Raw genomic sequence first — 17,858 nt, 5'->3', positions numbered from 1 at the left:
GGATAATATGGATTGCTTCGTCGCTGTGCTCCTCGCAATGACGGTCAATCATTGCGTTACGCTTTCTGCCCGAACAGGACCTTCTTTGCCTCGTCGTCCATCGGCGGCTGCGCCGGATTGATCTCTTCAGCCTTGGCATAGGCGCGCTGCGTCGCGGGCCGCGCGGCAATTGCCTCGAACCAGCGCTTCAAATGCGGAAAATCCTCTAACTTCTGGCCCTGTTTCTCGTAAGGCACGATCCAGGGATAGGCCGCCATATCCGCGATCGAATAATCGCCGGCGAGAAAACTCTCTTTCGCGAGGCGCTTGTTCATCACGCCATAGAGCCTGTTCGTCTCGTTCACATAGCGATTGATCGCATAGGGAATCTTTTCCGGCGCATATTGCGAGAAATGATGGTTCTGGCCAGCCATGGGGCCAAGGCCGCCCATCTGCCAGAAGAGCCATTCGAGCGCCGCCACACGGCCGCGTATGTCCTGCGGAATGAAGGAGCGCGTCTTGTCGGCGAGATAAAGCAGGATGGCGCCCGATTCGAAGACCGGGATCGGTTCGCCGCCGTCGGCTGGATTGCGATCGATGATCGCGGGCATGCGATTGTTGGGGGCGATCGCGAGAAACTCCGGCGTAAACTGCTCGCCCCTGCCGATATTGACCGGATGAATCTCGTAATCGAGGCCTGCCTCTTCAAGAAACATCGTGATCTTGTGGCCGTTGGGGGTGGTCCAATAATAGAGTTCAATCATGCCGTTCTCCCGCAATCGCAGATGCTACGGTCTATTTAAGCCGCGGCGATGAAATCGGAAGATGAAGTCCAGCTAAGCAAATGCTTTCACGCAAAAGTGCGACGGGTGGTTGCTTCCATCCGTCTTACGGCTCCAGCACGGAATCCCAATAAAGGTAATCCATCCAGCTTTCGTGCAGATAATTCGGCGGGAAGTGGCGGCCGTTTTGATGCAGATCGCTAATCGTCGGCTGATAGGGCATTTTGGCCGGCCACATGCGCGCCACATCGGGAAGCCGGTCGCTTTTGCGCAGGTTGCAGCACGAACAGGCTGCGACGACATTTTCCCAGGTGGTGGTGCCGCCCTTCGAACGCGGCACGACATGATCGAATGTGAGTTCCTCGCGCGCCCCGCAATATTGGCAGGTGAAGCGATCCCGGAGGAAAACGTTGAACCGCGTGAAGGCGGGATGGCGGGACGGTTTTATGTAGGTCTTCAAGGATACGACTGACGGCAACCGCATTTCGAAGCTCGGACTTCGAACCGTCTTGTCGTATTGGGACACGATGTTCACACGGTCGAGGAAAACCGCTTTGATCGCATCCTGCCAGGACCATAGAGACAGAGGATAGTAGCTCAGAGGCCGGAAGTCGGCGTTGAGCACGAGTGCCGGACACGCTTCCGGCGACACCGTAGGCTGGAAGTGAACCGTCAAATCCGGCACCCCGTTCCTGCGGGCCCTAGCTATTGGGCCCGGTTACCTTGCTGGCGCCATTCTATAGAATCTCGTGACCCTCTTGTGAAGGCCAGATTGTCGCAGGGGAACAAGGACGTGGAAGGGGCTCGGGGCGGCTCGGGCCGCGCAAATGCCCGAATCAGCGGGTCGGAACCGGGGTCCCGCTGCGGTAATCATAAAATCCGCGCTGGGCTTTGCGGCCGAGCCAGCCCGCCTCGACATATTTTACGAGCAGCGGGCAAGGCCTGTATTTCGAATCAGCCAGGCCCTCGTGAAGGACCTGCATGACGGAGAGCACGGTGTCGAGGCCGATGAAATCGGCGAGCTGCAAGGGCCCCATCGGATGATTGGCGCCGAGCCGCATGGCCGTATCGATCGCGTCGACCGAGCCGACGCCCTCGTAAAGCGTATAGACCGCCTCGTTGATCATGGTGAGCAGGATGCGGTTGACGATGAAGGCCGGGAAATCCTCGGCGACCGTCACCACCTTGCCGAGCCGCGCGATGAGTGCCTTGGCGGATTCGAAGGTCGAATCCTCCGTCGCGATCCCGCGGATCAGCTCGACGAGCTGCATGCGCGGCACGGGGTTCATGAAGTGAATGCCGATGAACCGCTCGGCGCGGTCGGTCACCGAGGCGAGTCTGGTGATCGAGATCGACGAGGTGTTTGTCGCGAGGATCGCATCGGGCCGCAGCGATGCGCAGACGCCGGAAAAGATCTTGCGCTTAAGCTCTTCGTTTTCCGTCGCGGCCTCGATGACGAGATCGCAATCGGCAAAGCTCGCATAATCGGTCGCGGCTTTGATGTGCGACAGAGCGGCGGCGCGCGCCGCCTCGTCGATCTGCTGACGCTCGACCTGCTTCGCGAGACTGCTTGAAACCGCGGCGAGACCGGCGTCCGCCTTCTCCTGGCTGATGTCCTGGAGAACGACATCCATGCCCGCTTGAGCGCAGACCTGGGCGATTCCTGAGCCCATCTGCCCGGCGCCGATGACGCCGACTTTATGAATATCCAATGTGGCCATCGTCCGAACCTATCTCATAAACGCGTTGTCGGCGAAGCGGATTTCGAACTAGATCGACGCCTTTTGGCAGCCATTTCACCCGCAAAGTAAATAGGCCGAACGTCTTATTTCGCCGCCATGACTTAGATCACGACGGCTTTGGAGGAAAGCGATCTGAGAGCAGCGGACGTTCATATCGAATTGGTCCGGCGCCCTTAAGGCTTTTTAGTCGCATCGGATTCGTCCGAAAACCGCCTCGCACTTTTCGGTCCGATGCTTTACCGCCCAAGTTTGGCGAGTTCGTCGCGAAGCGCGGGCAAAACGGTGAAGAGATCGTCGACAAGCCCGTAATCGGCGACCTGGAAGATCGGAGCCTCGGCATCCTTGTTGATCGCGACGATGACTTTCGAATCCTTCATGCCGGCGAGATGCTGGATCGCGCCTGCGATACCGACGGCGATATAGAGATCCGGCGCGACGATCTTGCCGGTTTGCCCGACCTGCCAGTCGTTCGGCGCATAGCCGGCATCGACGGCGGCGCGCGAGGCGCCGATCGCGGCACCCAGTTTATCGGCGACGGGCTCGATTAAACTCTTGAAATTATCGGCACTTTCCATCGCGCGGCCGCCGGAAATGACGATTCTCGCCCCCGAAAGCGGCGGCCTGGCCGAGACCTCGAGTCTCTCCTCCTTGAAGGTGGAAAGCGCCGGATCGCCAAGGCCGGCGATCATCTCGGCTGCGATCTTTTCGATCGGCACTGGACTGCCTTCGCCGCTCGCCTGGAAGGCTGCCGTGCGCACGGTGATGACTTTTTTGGCATCGTGCGACTGCACGGTCTGGATCGCATTGCCGGCATAGATCGGCCGCTCGAACGTGTCTTGCGACAGAACCTTGACGATCTCGGAAACCTGCATGACATCGAGCAGCGCCGCGACGCGCGGCATGATGTTTTTCGCCGTCGCCGTCGAACCCGAGACCACGGCGCCATAGGCCTTGGCGAGATCGGCGATCAGCTTGGCCGCAGGTTCGGCGAGCGCATGGGCGTAGACCGGATCGTCCGCCACCAACACTTTCTCGATGCCGTCGAGCTTGGCCGCGGCCTCGGCGGCTTCCGTGACGTCTGTGCCTATGATCAGCACATGGACGGGTTCGCCCAGCGCCTTGGCCGCGGTCAGCGCCTTGGCGGCGGATTCGTCGAGCTTGCCGGCGCAGGTGTCAGCGAAGAGCAGCGTGGTCATCTAAAGCACTCCGGCTTCATTTTTGAGACGGTCGACAAGCTCGGCCACGGAGGCGAGCTTGACACCGGCCTTGCGGCCCGGCGGCTCTACGGTCTTCAAGATCGTCAGGCGCGGCGTGATATCGACGCCGAGATCGGCGGGCGTCTTTTCCTCGATCGTCGCTTTGCGCGCCTTCATGATGTTCGGCAGCGACGGATAGCGCGGCTCGTTGAGGCGCAAATCCGTCGTAACGATCGCCGGCAGCTTGAGGGAGAGGGTCTGCAAGCCGCCGTCGACCTCACGCGTGACATCGACGCTGCCGCCCTCGACCACGACTTTCGAGGCGAATGTCGCCTGCCCCCAGCCGAGCAAAGCGGCGAGCATCTGTCCGGTCTGATTGCAATCGTCGTCGATCGCCTGCTTGCCGAGAATGATGAGGCCCGGTTGCTCGGCCTCCGCGACGGCCTTCAGGATCTTGGCGACGGCCAAGGGCTCCACGGGGGCGTCGGTCTTGACGAGAATGGCGCGGTCGGCGCTGAGCGACAGGCCGTGCCGCAGCGTGTCCGCGGCCTGCGCCGGACCGATCGAGACGAGCACGACTTCGGTGGCCGCGCCTTTGGTGCGCAGCCGGACGGCTTCCTCGACCGCGATCTCGTCGAAAGGATTGATCGACATTTTGACATTGGCGAGATCGACGCCCGACCCGTCCGGCTTCACCCTGATCTTGACGTTGTAATCGACCACCCTTTTGACGGGGACCAGGATCTTCATGGCGGGCTCCAGGTGGCGAGAGCTCTTCTAGCTTTTCAGACGGTCTGAAAAGCGCTCTTCCCACATGTTTTGATTGGGTTTCACAGCAAAAACCGGGGCGGTTTCAGATCTCGCTTGAAAGCTTCGGTTGCAGCGCAATGGGCTGCCGCGCTTGGTAGTCTCGGGGGCCCTGCGAGTCAACGCGGCGCAAAAGCCGGACGGCGGCGCTGGGCGCGTGCATCGGCTTTGCCGAGAAAAGTCGTCCTCGTCCTTCGAGACTCCGTTTTCAACGGCTCCTCAGGATGAAGGCTTCGGTCTGCGCGCTTTCAAAGCCCTCATCCTGAGGAGGCCGCGTAGCGGCCGTCTCGAAGGACGAGGGCGTCTTATCGGTATTCAGCAGGCGCTTTCATGCGCGCAGCAATCGGCTTCGTCCAAAAACATGTTGCGGGCGCGATAGGCGTCGAGCGGCGCCGTATCGATGCCTAAACGTTCGGCGATGGCGTGGCCGACGGCTGCGAAACGCTGGCGGAATTCATAGATGAAACTGAGCGGATGGCCTTGATGGCAGACCTCCGGCCCGACCAGAAACAGGCCGGACAGGATCGTCGATTCGTCATGGCCGGTGAGAGCTGCGTGGCCTTCGCCATCTCTTTCGAGCCAATGGCCGATGAGGCTCGTGCTGCCTGTAAAGCCTGTCGCGAGCACCGGAAAGGACTGCGTCGTCCAGACCCGGCCGTCGGCCGTGCGGAGCGCGACTTGTTCGCCGTGCCGCTCGATGCGGACGATATCGGCATCGCCGACGAGCTTGATCGGCCGCTTTTGCTGAAGCGCCATGTTCAAACGCTGGCAGGTCAGGGGCGAGAGGGCGATCCCTGGATCGCCGTCCTCGCTTTCCCAGGGCGCCGAACGGCTGAGCAAGGTCACGCTCTTGCCAGCTGCCGCAAGGCCGATCGCGGCATCGATGCCGCTCTCATAGCCTCCGACGACGATGGCTTCGCCGCCGGGATAGTCGGACCAGAGCCGGATCTGGCTCGAATGAATGCCATGCTCCGATCCGGGCAGTGCCATATTCGGATATTGAAACTGGCCGGCGGCCCAGATCACGAAACGGGTGCGGACCTCGCCTCGGCTCGTATGAAGCACAATGTCGGAGCCGTCCGGGTCGAGACCGAAAATGTCGATGCCGGTCGTAACATCGAGGCCAAACGCATCGACCGCTTCTTCGAGATAGATGGCATATTCGGCTCCGGTCATATGCTCGCGCCGCAGCACATGCGCAGGCGAACTGTCGAAGCTCACCGCATTGAGATCGGTGAGACCGAAGGCATTGCTCGGAAACGATGGCGTGATGAAATGCGTGGTCCCCGGCCAGAGCTTAAACGACGCCCCGATCGATTTGCGCTCGAAAATCCTGACATGCGGAATGGCGAGATCGCGCAGAACCCGCGCCATTCCGATACCGGCGGGACCGGCGCCGATGATGGCGACGGTCACGCGAGCCTGCGGCGGCAGGGAAGAAGAGGATCTGCTCAACGTTTGGTCCTGCCGCTGGAGATGGCTTGCCGTGCGGATATCGTTCTTCGAGGGAAAGCGCCTCCGGCCTCAGCCGGACAGGGCGCCCAGCAATTCGATGGTCACATCCTCGGTGCCTAGGATGCATTGGCAGGCGAGGCGCGATTTCGAGCCGACGCCGATGATCGAATCAAGCTTTTCGCTTTCCGGCCGGCCCATTTTCGCGAGGCTCTTTCTGCCTTCGAGAACGAAGATATGGCAGGACTCGCATTTCGCGTCCCTGTCGCATTTCACTTCCATCGGTTCGCCTGCGGCCAGAATAGCATCCAAAATGCTGGCTCCGGATTCGACGGTTTGGGTCTTGCCGGAAGGCTTGATGGTTACGGTCGGCATGGTTGGTCCTGTCTTTTGATTTCACGCAAAAACCGAAGGCGGCGTGCGGATCACCTTCAGTTGTTAGAAATGATATAACATAACTTATCGAGCCTATGTCAAGACGGGAAACGCGCCTCAATCGGCAAGACAACACCGTGCGCCGTCAGCGATGCGCGCCGGGGACCCAGAGAATGTCGGCTTCGCCCTTGCGATTGCTGTAGCGCGCCGCAACGAAGAGAAAATCCGACAGGCGGTTCAAATATTGAAGCGCCGCCGGGCTGACGACCTCGCCGGGCGTGGCGGAGAGTGCGACCGTAAGACGTTCGGCGCGCCGCGTGATGGTGCGCGCAAGATGCAGTGCCGCGGCGGCCGGACTTCCGCCCGGCAGAACGAAGGAGCGCAGCGGCGTCAATTCCGCGTTCAGCTCGTCGATCTCCTGTTCGAGGCGGATGACTTGCGACGCCAAGATCCGCAAGGGCTCGTGGTGCGGTGTCATCGGGGTCTCGGGAGTCGAGAGGTCGGCGCCGAGATCGAACATGTCGTTTTGGATGCGCAGCAACATGGCGTCGATTTTGGCATGTTCCGCCAGATCTGCGGTCGAGAGCCTCGCGAGACCTATGGCGCTATTGGCCTCATCGACGGTGCCATAGGCCTCGATGCGTAGATCGTCCTTCGGCCGTCGCTCGCCGCTGGCGAGAGCGGTCGTGCCATCATCGCCGCTGCGTGTATAGATTTTCGACAAAACGACCATGGGGCTTCCACCTTAGGCAACAGGTTTTCAACTGCGTCATGGCCGGGCTTGACCCGGCCATCCAGGCGCTAAGCTGTTGTGCTTGGATGCGCGGATCAAGTCCGCGCATGACGGCGTTTTGCGATTTATCTGACCGTCCGCCGCTCTGTAGGTTATGGACTCGTGAGCGGGTGCGATTTGATGCTCGAAGATTGAGCGCGTTTCCTTCTCCCAGAGGGAGAAGGTGGCTTGCGGGCAAGCCAGATGAGGGGTTACCACCTATTCGGATGAGGCCGTAACCCCTCACCCGGCGCCTTTCGGTGCCACCCTCTCCCTTTGGGAGAGGGTTACCCTGCTCGCGGACCGAAGTGATATTCTAGCCCCGGAACCAGAGCACGCACATGATGATGATGACGGCGACGAATTGCAGGCCGACGCGCCAGCGCATCAGTTTTTGCGACAGATCCGGGCTGCCGCCGCGCATCATGTTGATGAGGCCGGCAAAGAGAACGAGCGCCACGACGGAGACCGCGACGCCGACGATGAAATTGCCGGAAATATGCATGAGGTCGTGCCTGTGATGAGCGGGAAACGCAGTCTAGAGCATAGAACCCGGAAGTGGGAACTGTTTTGGGACGCTCCAGCGCTTACACAAAAAGACCGGGCCCGAAATGTCGAGCTGATCTTTCGGACGATGCCCTCAGCCTTTATTGCGGTGCATCACCCCTCGCGGAAAGTCCTCCCGATTTTTCAGGATGATGCTCAATACCGCCGCAACAGCCGTTCGAGATAGTCCATCTCGTCATGCGGGCGGCTCGGGTCGCTGAGCCTGCGCCGCAATTCTTCGAGTACGCGCTGCGCACGCTGCACCGCGGGTGTCCCCAAAGGATCGAAAGGCGTATTGGAGCCCGGATTATGGTTGGCGCTTGCGCGCGGCCGGCCGAGCGGATCCGTATCGCCCGATCCTTCGGATTGCTCAGACGAACCCTCCTCGCCCTCCCCGCCTTCTCCGGATTCGCCTTGCTGCTGCTTCAGCTTTTCGGCGAGCTTCTGCGAACCTTTGCGCAGCTGGTCGAGGGCGCGTCCCTGCGCATCGACGGCATCGTCCTGGCCGTTCTCGCCTTGGCCGAGCGCCTTTTCGGCGTCCTCCATCGCGCCCTGCGCGTCATCGAGGCCCTGCTCGCCTTGGCCCATCTGCTTCAGGCGCTTTTGCAATTGATCGAGGCTCTGCCGCAAAGCCTGCTGGCGCTTCTGCAAGTCCTCGCTGCTCTGCTGGCCCTGCCGTCCGGGCTTGCCGTCCTGCCCTTGTGGATTCATCTGAGCGTCTTCGTCGTCTTCCGAATCCTGCTGGCCGGGGGCGCCTTGGTTTTGCGGGCTATTGCGGCCGGACTGTTGCTGTTGCTGCTGGCGCCGCTGACCATTGCGCGGAGGCTGGTTGCCCTGGTTGTTTTGACCTTGCTGATAGGTTTCGTCGCGCAGCTCCTGCTGTTCTTTGCTCATGCGGTCGAGATCGTTGAGCGCGCGGGCCGTCTCGCGCGACTTCGGATCTGTGCTGCGCTGCTTGGCAGTCTTCAAGTTTTCCAAAATATTCTGCAATTGATCGAGCGCCTTTTGCGCATCGGCCATATTGCCGGACTTTGCCAGATCCTGCATGCGATCGAGCATGGATTGGAGCTGTTTCGGCGTGACGCTCTTCGATTGGCTTTGGCCACGGTCGGCGTTGCGGTCATTGCCTTGCTCGCGGTTCTGCTGGGCGAGCTGCTGAACGAATTTATCCATGGCCGCGCGCAGATTTTCGGTGAGCTTGCGGATCTCTTCCGGCGAGGCATTGCGCTGCAGCGCTTCGCGTAATTTCTGCTCGGCGTCGCGCATCTCGCGTTCGGCTTCGGAAAGATCGCCATTTTCGATGCGAAGCGCCATGTCCCAAAGATAAGCGGCGAGCGAGACGATATCCTCGTCGGTCTTCACCTCCGCGAGCCTGGTCGCCGCGACCTTGAGGCCGAGGTAGACCGAGTCCTTCATGTCGAAGGCTTCGGGCGCGATCATCAAAGCGTTCAGCGCCGTCTCGACGCCGGCTCTATCGTCCGGCTGGAGCAGGAGATCGCGCCTCTGTTCGGCGAGCGCGCGCGCCAGAGGATTGGCGAAGGGTTTGCGCGGCAGCGTGATTTCGGCGGGGGCGCTTTTGCCCTCATTGCCGCCTTCGTCCTTGGCGGTGAGGGTCATGGTCACGCGCAATCCGGCCCAGGGATGGTCGGAGAGATCGGCCGTCGTCTCGGCATCTCCGAGGCCGCCGGTGCCGGGCGCCAGCGTGAGATTGATTTGCGGCGGGGTGGCGAGCGAGCGGCCGGTGAAACCCGTGCCGTCGGCCAGTTTCGGATTGACGAAATCGGCCGTGGCCCTGGTCACGCCATAATCATCGCCGAGGCGATAGGCGAGCGTGAGCGAGCCGCGTGCATTGATTTTCGGGACTTCGGTCAAGGCGATCGTCGGCGGCCGGTCGGCGATCGCGTGGATTTCGAAGGCGCCGGCCAGAGCGCCGGCATGATGCAGAGTGAGATCCGCATCGCCGCTCAGCAGAAACCGGTGTTCGTTTTCACCCGGGGCAGGCGCGACCTGTTTGACCGGCTGGGCCGCAGGCAGAGCGGGTTTCGCTGCCGCGGCGTCGGCCAGAGCGCCCTTTGTGTCGATCGCGGTCTCGCCGCCGAAAGAGCGCACGATGACGATCGAACCGACAGGAGCTTCGATCACTTGCGGGTGATCGGCCTGCCGCGCTTCGGCGCTGCCAAGATTTAAGAGAAGCGGCGCCTTGCCCGTATAGGCTGGCGGATCGATCCAGGCATCGAGCCTGTAGCCGCTTCCGGATATGCCGGTGCCACGCCAGTCGAAAGCCGCGGCGATCCGCGCATATTTTTCCGGCCCGGCCAGAAAGGCTGTGGCGATCAAGCCGACAAGAATGGCGGCGCGAAGCCCATAGCGGTCGATCTCGACTGTGCGGGGCGAGGGAGAGCCCACGCGCAACGCCGAGATGAATCGCGCCGCGCGGCGCTTATGTAAGGCCCAGAGCGTCCGTGTGACCGGATCGTCGCTCGCATTGGCGAGCCTATCGTCGAGTACCGAGGCTGGCCGATGCGCGAAGCCCGAGGCGCGATCGATCCGGTCGAGCGCATCCTTGCGCGACGGCAGCGCGACGCGGAGCAAGCGCAGGAGAGAAAACCCCAAAAGCCCGGCAAAGACGAGCACCAGCGCAATACGGGCGCCATGCGGTATTTCGAGCCAAAGCCCGGCAAAGGAGAGACTTAAGAAAAGCCCGACCACGCAGAGAGGAAAGACGAGCCCGCGCCAGAGCCGTTCGAAGAAAAGCGCCGACCAGGCGTAAATCACCAGCCGCTTCAACTTGCGGTCGGACTCGGGCGTTAAGCCTGTGTCTTGAGACTCTTGTCCTGTCACGCGTCGATCGATCCTGCGATGGTCGCCATGATATGAGATCCTGAGGCCCATCTGGGAAGGCCGCGATCCATTACATTCCGGGCGTGGCCAATTCCGGCCTTATTCTACTTCAACCAAGCCGGAATTTTGTCCAGCCCGATCAAAGCATCATAGGTGCCGCGCGGCCGCACGACGGCAGAGTTCGAGCCGGAAACCAGAACTTCCGGCGCCAAAAGCCGCGAATTATAGGTCCCGGCTTGAACGGCACCATAAGCGCCGGCCGACATGACGGCGAGAAGCGCGCCCGGCTCAGGCAGCGGCATCTTGCGGTCGAGCGCGAGATAATCGCCGGTCTCGCATACCGGTCCGACGACATCGACGATCGTCTCGGGCGCATCCGTCTCGCGGATCGGCAGAATGTCGTGATGCGCATCGTAAAGCGTGGGGCGCACCAGGTCGTTCATAGCCGCGTCGACGATGACGAAGGTCCGCGCGTCGCCTTGTTTCACATAGAGTACGGAAGTCACGAGAATGCCGGCATTGCCGACGATCAGCCGCCCCGGCTCCAGAATGATCTCGCAGCCGAAAGCGTTGAAATGCCGCTTCACGATCGCGGCATAGCGGTCGGGGTGATAGCTCTCGGGATCTTCCTGGGCATTATAGGGAATGCCGAGGCCGCCGCCGAGATCGATATGGTTGATGGTCACGCCCGCGGCACGCAGCGATTGCACGAATTCGGCAACGAGCGCGAAGGCCGCGTCGAAAGGCGCGAGATCGGTGATCTGCGAGCCTATATGAATATCTATGCCTTCGATGCGGATACCCGGCAGCTTTTGCGCCTCGAGATAGAGCGCATACGCGCGGGCGAAAGGAATGCCGAATTTGTTTTCGGCCTTGCCGGTGGTGATCTTCGCGTGGGTCTTGGCGTCGACATCGGGATTGACGCGCAATGAGATGGGCGCGATCTGGCCGCGGCTTGCGGCAAGAGCCGAGAGCGCGTGAAGCTCTGGCTCCGACTCGACGTTGAAGCAGAGGATCTTCTCGTCGAGCGCATAGGCCATTTCGCCAAGCGTCTTGCCGACGCCCGAGAAGGTGATGCGGCTGCCTGGGACACCCGCTGCCCGCGCCCGTCGCAATTCGCCTTCCGAGACGACATCCATGCCGGCGCCGCGCTCGGCGAGGATCTTCAAGACCGCCTGATTGGAATTGGCCTTCAGCGCATAGCAGACGAGCGTCGGAAGCGGATCGAAGGCCGCCTTGAAGACATCGTAATGGCGCGCGAGTGTTGCCGCTGAATAACAATAAAACGGCGTGCCGACCTCTGCCGCAAGACGCGTGAGATCGACGTCTTCGGCATGCATCACGCCGTTCTTCATCGTAAAATGATGCATGGCTAGAACATTTTCATAAACGATTTAACCGGACAACCGGCGGGAGCTTGCCTTCTCCCTGTGGGAGAAGGTGGCATGCGCAGCATGACGGATGAGGGGTTACCATCGTTGTCAAATTGCACGGTCGTAACCCCTCACCCGGTTGGCTCTGCCAACCACCCTCTCCCGTACAAGTCGGGCCTGCCCGACTTGTGTCTTTTTAGCAATACCCAACTCGGGCAAGCCCGAGTTGGGGGGAGAGGGTTTGCGCACTACGTGGAGACGCTTTACCTGCGTCCATTGTGACACTGCCCTAAAGCAGCGGATCGAGCAGGAAAGGTTTTTTAATTTTGGGCGCGGGCGTTGTGGCGGGCTGCGTGGCCGCCGTGCCGGTCGCGGGCTGCTGCGTCCCCGCATCGGGAATGGGGCTGTTTGATTCCTTCGAGGCCAAGGAATTATTGGCGTCCAAAGTCCCCGACGTGGTTGGGTTGATCATGGGCGCGGCTTGGCTTTCGGGGACGCCCGGCGGTGGCTGCACGGGCCCGCGCCGGCCACAGCCTGCGAGTGCCAACGCAGCCGCGGCGATACAGAGCACCATACCTAGGTTCTTGAGAAGGCTGAAATTCAAGCGATCGACTCCAAAGCCAAGGTCACTCTAGAGCATTTTCAGCAAAAGTGTGCGCGGTTTTGCGCCCGAAAATGCTCTAACTTTTTGAATCGGAGCGTGCCCTTATCGATTGGATGATTCCATCCAATCGGAACACGCTCTAGCCGAAAAAGACCTGTTCGTCAGGCGCAGCCGGAGGGATTGCCCGCACGGCTCTAAGTGGCGGGCTTCTCCTTGGCAAGCCGGCTGAGCCAGCGCTTGGCCTGGGCGCGGACGTTTTTAGGCGCCGTCCCGCCATAGCTCGTCCGGCTTTTGACCGAGTTTTCGACGCCGAGCACGTCATAAATCTCTTTCGTGATCCGCGGCTCGACCGATTGCAGCTCGTTCAATGACAGCTTTTGCAGCCCGATTTTGCGGTCGGACGCCAAAGCGACAAGCCGGCCCGTCACATGATGCGCTTCGCGGAACGGCATTTTCAGCTCGCGCACGAGCCAATCGGCCAGATCGGTCGCTGTCGCATAGCCGTCGCCCGCGGCGGCCTTCATCTTTTTCAGATCGGGTTCGAGATCGCGGACCATGCCGGCCATCGCCGCGATCGACAGCGAGAGCGTCTGCAAGGCATCGAAAGCACCTTCCTTGTCTTCCTGCATGTCTTTCGAATAGGCGAGCGGCAGACCCTTCATGACGATCAGGAGACCGGCGAGCGCGCCGATCACGCGGCCCGATTTGCCGCGCACCAGTTCGGCCGCGTCCGGGTTGCGCTTTTGCGGCATGATGGAAGAGCCGGTCGAAAACTGATCGGTGAGCCGCACGAAGCCAAATTGCGCCGTGGTCCAAAGCACGATTTCCTCGGCGAAACGCGACAGATGCACGGCGCAGATCGCGGCATCGGCGAGCGGCTCCAGCACGAAATCGCGGTCGGCGACCGAATCGAGCGAATTGGCGGTCGGCCGGTCGAAGCCGAGCGCCTTGGCCGTCGCCTCGCGATCGATCGGAAACGAGGTTCCGGCAAGCGCCGCCGCGCCGAGCGGACATTCGTTGAGCCTTGCCCGCGCATCACAAAAGCGCGAGCGGTCGCGCGAAAACATTTCCACATAGGCCAGAAGATGATGCCCAAATGTGACGGGCTGGGCCGTTTGAAGATGGGTGAAGCCCGGCATCAGGCTTCCAGCGTGCTCGACCGCCTTTTCGGCCAAAGCCTGCTGCAGATCCCTCAATTGCGCATCGAGATGATCGATCGTGTCGCGGACCCAGAGCCTGAAATCAACCGCGACTTGATCGTTGCGCGAGCGGGCCGTATGCAGGCGGCCGGCGGCTGCGCCGATCTTGGCTGCGAGCCGGGACTCGATATTCATATGAATATCTTCGAGTTCTGGCGAAAAGGTGAAAGCGCCGCTCTCGATTTCGCCGCGAATTTCGGCTAAGCCCCGCGAAATCGCTTCGGCGTCCTCGCGCGACACGAGACCCGTTTGCGCCAGCATTTCGACATGGGCGAGCGAGCCTGCGATATCCTGCGCGGCGAGCTTGTAATCGAAGCCGACCGAGGCGTTGATCTCTTGCATGATGGCGGCGGGCTTTTCCGCGAACCGTCCGCCCCACATCTTGTTACTCATCGTCTCGCGCTCTTTATCGTCTCGTGCTCTGACAAAGGCCTCATGACCGAAGACCCTCAAAAACCCGTTGAAGCCACCGCCCGGAGGAAATCGCGGCTCGTGCCGATTTTGGCAGGGGTGGCGTTCGTCATCGCCGCCTCGGGTGCCGTCCTATACGGGATTGGCAAGCCTGACAGCAAGGAAGCCGCGGCCGACGCGGCCAAATGTGCGCCGGAACGGGATGTGGCCCTGCGGCTGAAACCGTTCGTTCATGGCGAAGTGGCCGCCCTGAGCCTTAATCCTGCCCCCAAATCCTTGCCGGATCTTACCTTTAATGGGCCGGACGGCGAAAAAACCAGCCTCGCAGCCTTCAAGGGCCGGCTGGTGCTCCTCAATCTCTGGGCGACCTGGTGCGTGCCCTGCCGCCAGGAAATGCCTTCGCTCGACCGGCTCGAGGCCAATCTCGGCTCCGACGGCTTCGAGGTCGTGGCGGTCAATATGGATACGTCGCGGCTCGAGAAGGCGAAGGCGTTTTTCGGCGAGATCGGGGTCGAGAAGCTCGGCTTCTACGCCGATCCGAAGGCCGATGTTTTTCAGGTGTTGAAGCAAAAGGGCGGGATCATGGGCCTGCCGACGACGATCCTGGTCGGCAAGGATGGCTGCGAGATCGGCACGATGGCGGGTCCCGCCAAATGGGATTCGCCCGAGGCCGCGGCGCTGATCACCGCGGCGGCGAAATAGGCATCGCCGCTTTAAGCGACGAGCGTTTTCGGCGCGACGCACACGTCCTCGCTCAAAAGCAGCTTGCCGGCGGGGGCATAGTGCCTTTGCTGCCCCGTATAATGCTGCGCTGCCGTCTGAAGATCGCGCAGACGGCGCTGGAGCGGTGAAGCCTCATAAATCGCGGCGGCGCCGGCGAGCGCGTAACAGGCTTCGGCAACGCTCAAGGACGTACCGGTGATCCAGGCCGTACTTTGCCGCGCTTGCGTAAGAAGCGCTTCGTCCCCCAATGTTCCGGCAAGTGCATAGCGCCAAAAGCGTCCGCCCTCACTTTGGAGGAGGGCCTGGGCGGCATGAAGGTCGGCGGCGGCGCGCCCGAGCCCGGCTTGAAAGAGCTCTGAATCGCGCAAGGGCACGGCGGCGCTGAATTGTTGTCTGCCGCCTTTGGCCATGGCGGTAAGCGCCTCCAAGGCGCCTTCGGCCATGCCGACGGCATTGGCGCTATGAAGAAGAGGCAGGACTTGCTGCGCTCCGTGGGAAAGCGGCGCCGGGACGCAAGGCGTGGCGTTGGCAAAGTCGATGAGATTGGCGTCGGGGACGATGATGTCCTTGAGCAGGATGTCGTTGCTGCCGGTGCCCTTGAGGCCAGCGACATGCCACGTATCTTCAATCTGCCAATCGCTGGCGGGCAGGATGCAGCCGCGAATGACGGGCATGCCGGGTTCTGGCCCCGGGATCGGTTTGCCGTCTTTGACGACGATGCAGAAGGCGGCCATCCAGTCGGCGTGGAGGCAGCCGCTCGCGAAGGACCAGCGGCCATTGACGCGCCATCCGCCCGGGATGGCCTCGGCCGTGCCGCCGGGACGGGCGGAGCCGGCGAAAGCGACGTCCGGGCCCTTCGCATAAATCTGCGCATATGTCTCCTTCGACGCCAAAGGCACGAAAATACTGGCTCCGGTGGCGATCATCGCGGTCCAGCCGACGGAGCCGTCTATTCTGCCGAGAGCGGCGATGACCTCCATGGCAGAGGACAAATCGAATTCCAGCCCCCCGCTGGATTTCGATACCAGCATGCGGAAGACGCCAATCGATTTCAACTTTTCCACGATGTCGAGCGGCATGCGCCGTCCGGCTTCGATCTCGGCCGCGCGGGCGGCGATGCTAGGGGCTAATGCCTGAATGTCGGAGAGGAGATGTTGGACTGTTTTTGTCATGCAGCGAGGCTACGAAACTTGCGTTGCGAGTGCGTTTCAACGCCCGGAAACAAAGTTACGATCGTAGCGCCGGGCAGCTCTGAGGGGTGGGCACCTCAAAAGGCGCAACGGGCTGGCCCGAAATGGATTTCGCCACGACGCTTATCGCCGTGGCGAACAGGCTCAAAAATCGGCCCGGGTTTTACGCGGCAAGCGCTTTCCTGCTGATCTGGGGATCGCCCAAAACCATCTTCCCGGCAGTGACATAATGACGTTGCTGCACGGCATAATGTTGCGATGCCGCCTGCATGTCGCGCAGGCGACGCTGCAATGGCGAGGTTTCGTAAAGCGCGATGCCGCCGGCGAGCCTGTAGCAGGTTTCGGCGATGCGCGTGGCTGTGGCTGCGATCCACGTCCCCGTTTGCAAGGCTTGCGTAAGAAAAGCTTCGTCCTGCAATGTCCCGGCGACAGCATGGCGCCAATGGCTTGCGGCCTGCATCTGCAGCAATCCCTGCGCTGCCCGCAGATCGGCGACGGCGCGGCCGAGTTCGGCTTGGAACATTTCAGATTCGCGTAGCGGTGCCATGGCTCTGAATTGCTGACGTCCGGTGTTGGCAAGTGCGACGAGTTCGTCCAAGGCGCCTTCGGCGACGCCGATCGAATTGGCACAGTGCAGCAAGGGAAGCACTTGCTGCACGGCGCGGGCAAGCGGTGCTTGCACGCACGGTACGGGGTTCGCGATATCGACGAAATTCGCGTCGGGGACTGTGACGTCCTTCAGCACGATGTGGTGGCTGCCCGTAGCCTTGAGCCCGGCCACGTGCCAAGTGTCTTCGATCGACCAGTGGTCGGCCGGCATGAAGCAGCCGCGGATAAGCGGCATGCCTTCGTCCTGTCCGGGAAGCGGCTTCCCGTCCCGGGTCATGATGCAGAACCCGCCCATCCAATCGGCATGCTGGCAGCCGCTGGCGAAAGGCCAGCGTCCATTGACGCGCCAGCCGCCCTGTACGGCTTCGGCCGTTCCGGCCGGCTGGACGGAACCGGCGAAGATCACGTCGGGGCCCTTATCATAGATCTGCGTATAGATTTCCCGGGTGAGCAAAGGCGCAAATATGCCACCTCCGATACCAATCATCGCGGTCCAGCCGACGGACCCGTCAATTCGGCCGAGCGCCGTAATGACATCCAAAGCGGACGGCAGGTCGAACTCCAGGCCGCCATGGGACCCGGGCACGAAGACGCGGAAGACGCCGATGAATTTCAGCATTTCCACGAGGTCGAGGGGCATGCGGCGCGCGGCTTCCATGTCGGCCGCGCGCGCGGCGATGTCAGGGGCCAAGTCCTGAATATTGGCGAGGAGGTGCTGAGCTGTTTTGGTCATGCGACCATGCTGGCGCACCCGCATTGCCGCGGCGTTTCAGCATGCAGGAAAGAGGTTACGACTGTAGCGCGCGCCAGAAACGCAGATGGCCGGGACAAGCCCGGCCATGACGACGTTCTTCTAAAAAAGACGAGGCGGGATTACGCCTTTTGGGGCTGCTTCGGCGGGGCCGGGATCTTGTATTCGATGCCCTTGGCGCTGAGGGTCGTGACGAGCTCGCCCGACTGGAACATTTCCTTGACGATGTCGTTGCCGCCGACGAACTCGCCCTTGATATAGAGCTGGGGAATCGTGGGCCAGCTGGAGAAGTCCTTGATGCCCTGACGGATTTCGTCGTTCTCGAGGCAGTTGACGTGCTCGTAGTTCACGTCGAGGTAGCCAAGCATCTGGACCATCGAGCCCGAAAAGCCGCATTGCGGGAAGTTCGGGGTGCCCTTCATGAAGAGGACGACGTCGTTCTTGTCGATGATGGACTGGATGAGATCAGAAACTCCAGACATGTCTATGTCCTTTCGGTGGTTGTG

General features: G+C 61.4%; 17 protein-coding genes. 1 reads left to right on the top strand and 16 read right to left on the bottom strand.

The features are described 5' to 3' along the window. Window positions 1-56 precede the first annotated feature (56 nt). From A3OQ_RS0103120 to argH, 13 genes are all read right to left on the bottom strand, one after another. Entirely contained in the window at window positions 57-743 is a 687-nt protein-coding gene (locus tag A3OQ_RS0103120) for a glutathione binding-like protein (RefSeq protein WP_020173897.1), read from the bottom strand. A 124-nt stretch (window positions 744-867) separates the two neighbouring features. After that, a complete protein-coding gene (locus A3OQ_RS0103115) occupies window positions 868-1,437 on the bottom strand; it encodes an HNH endonuclease (protein ID WP_200860020.1) in 570 nt (189 codons plus the stop codon). Between the two features lie 160 nt (window positions 1,438-1,597). Then, window positions 1,598-2,482: a 3-hydroxybutyryl-CoA dehydrogenase gene (locus A3OQ_RS0103110; RefSeq protein WP_020173895.1), complete on the bottom strand. Its 885-nt coding sequence runs from the start codon at window positions 2,480-2,482 to the stop codon at window positions 1,598-1,600. A gap of 257 nt (window positions 2,483-2,739) precedes the next feature. Then, a complete protein-coding gene (locus A3OQ_RS0103105; RefSeq protein ID WP_020173894.1) occupies window positions 2,740-3,699 on the bottom strand; it encodes an electron transfer flavoprotein subunit alpha/FixB family protein in 960 nt (319 codons plus the stop codon). Continuing rightward, window positions 3,700-4,449 (bottom strand): electron transfer flavoprotein subunit beta/FixA family protein, encoded by a 750-nt coding sequence (locus A3OQ_RS0103100; protein WP_020173893.1) that lies wholly within the window; start codon window positions 4,447-4,449, stop codon window positions 3,700-3,702. It lies immediately after the preceding gene. 372 nt (window positions 4,450-4,821) lie between these two features. Continuing rightward, window positions 4,822-5,961: an NAD(P)/FAD-dependent oxidoreductase gene (locus A3OQ_RS0103095; protein WP_040579854.1), complete on the bottom strand. Its 1,140-nt coding sequence runs from the start codon at window positions 5,959-5,961 to the stop codon at window positions 4,822-4,824. Between the two features lie 69 nt (window positions 5,962-6,030). Beyond that, window positions 6,031-6,333, bottom strand: a complete 303-nt coding sequence (locus A3OQ_RS0103090) for a 2Fe-2S iron-sulfur cluster-binding protein (protein WP_020173891.1) — start codon at window positions 6,331-6,333, stop codon at window positions 6,031-6,033. Between the two features lie 145 nt (window positions 6,334-6,478). Continuing rightward, window positions 6,479-7,066, bottom strand: coding sequence for a cob(I)yrinic acid a,c-diamide adenosyltransferase (locus A3OQ_RS0103085; RefSeq protein WP_020173890.1), 588 nt, complete (start codon window positions 7,064-7,066; stop codon window positions 6,479-6,481). A gap of 355 nt (window positions 7,067-7,421) precedes the next feature. Further along, the gene (locus A3OQ_RS0103080; RefSeq protein ID WP_020173889.1) at window positions 7,422-7,610 is read right to left on the bottom strand and encodes a twin transmembrane helix small protein; all 189 of its coding nucleotides are present in this window, start codon (window positions 7,608-7,610) and stop codon (window positions 7,422-7,424) included. Between the two features lie 197 nt (window positions 7,611-7,807). Beyond that, window positions 7,808-10,492 (bottom strand): TIGR02302 family protein, encoded by a 2,685-nt coding sequence (locus tag A3OQ_RS0103075; protein ID WP_161607292.1) that lies wholly within the window; start codon window positions 10,490-10,492, stop codon window positions 7,808-7,810. Between the two features lie 104 nt (window positions 10,493-10,596). Beyond that, window positions 10,597-11,862, bottom strand: a complete 1,266-nt coding sequence (gene lysA / locus A3OQ_RS0103070) for a diaminopimelate decarboxylase (protein ID WP_020173887.1) — start codon at window positions 11,860-11,862, stop codon at window positions 10,597-10,599. Between the two features lie 292 nt (window positions 11,863-12,154). After that, window positions 12,155-12,469 (bottom strand): LPS translocon maturation chaperone LptM, encoded by a 315-nt coding sequence (lptM, locus tag A3OQ_RS21210; RefSeq protein ID WP_152428304.1) that lies wholly within the window; start codon window positions 12,467-12,469, stop codon window positions 12,155-12,157. Window positions 12,470-12,663: 194 nt separating this feature from the next. Continuing rightward, entirely contained in the window at window positions 12,664-14,061 is a 1,398-nt protein-coding gene (gene argH / locus A3OQ_RS0103060) for an argininosuccinate lyase (RefSeq protein ID WP_026595442.1), read from the bottom strand. Between the two features lie 42 nt (window positions 14,062-14,103). On the opposite strand from argH, the gene tlpA reads away from it, so the two are divergent. Continuing rightward, window positions 14,104-14,781 (top strand): thiol:disulfide interchange protein TlpA, encoded by a 678-nt coding sequence (tlpA, locus tag A3OQ_RS0103055; RefSeq protein ID WP_020173884.1) that lies wholly within the window; start codon window positions 14,104-14,106, stop codon window positions 14,779-14,781. 11 nt (window positions 14,782-14,792) lie between these two features. Here the strand turns inward: tlpA and A3OQ_RS0103050 are convergent, their stop codons facing one another. The 3 genes from A3OQ_RS0103050 to grxD form a co-directional block, all read right to left on the bottom strand. Continuing rightward, window positions 14,793-15,974, bottom strand: a complete 1,182-nt coding sequence (locus tag A3OQ_RS0103050; RefSeq protein WP_020173883.1) for an acyl-CoA dehydrogenase family protein — start codon at window positions 15,972-15,974, stop codon at window positions 14,793-14,795. A gap of 181 nt (window positions 15,975-16,155) precedes the next feature. After that, window positions 16,156-17,334 (bottom strand): acyl-CoA dehydrogenase family protein, encoded by a 1,179-nt coding sequence (locus tag A3OQ_RS0103045; protein WP_152428303.1) that lies wholly within the window; start codon window positions 17,332-17,334, stop codon window positions 16,156-16,158. Window positions 17,335-17,474: 140 nt separating this feature from the next. After that, window positions 17,475-17,834 (bottom strand): Grx4 family monothiol glutaredoxin, encoded by a 360-nt coding sequence (gene grxD, locus A3OQ_RS0103040; protein ID WP_020173881.1) that lies wholly within the window; start codon window positions 17,832-17,834, stop codon window positions 17,475-17,477. Between the last annotated feature and the right edge of the window lie 24 nt (window positions 17,835-17,858).

This window comes from Methyloferula stellata AR4, assembly GCF_000385335.1.
Lineage (GTDB): Bacteria > Pseudomonadota > Alphaproteobacteria > Rhizobiales > Beijerinckiaceae > Methyloferula > Methyloferula stellata.
Note: the sequence above shows the minus strand (reverse complement) of the source record. Positions and strands in the feature narration are given on the sequence as shown.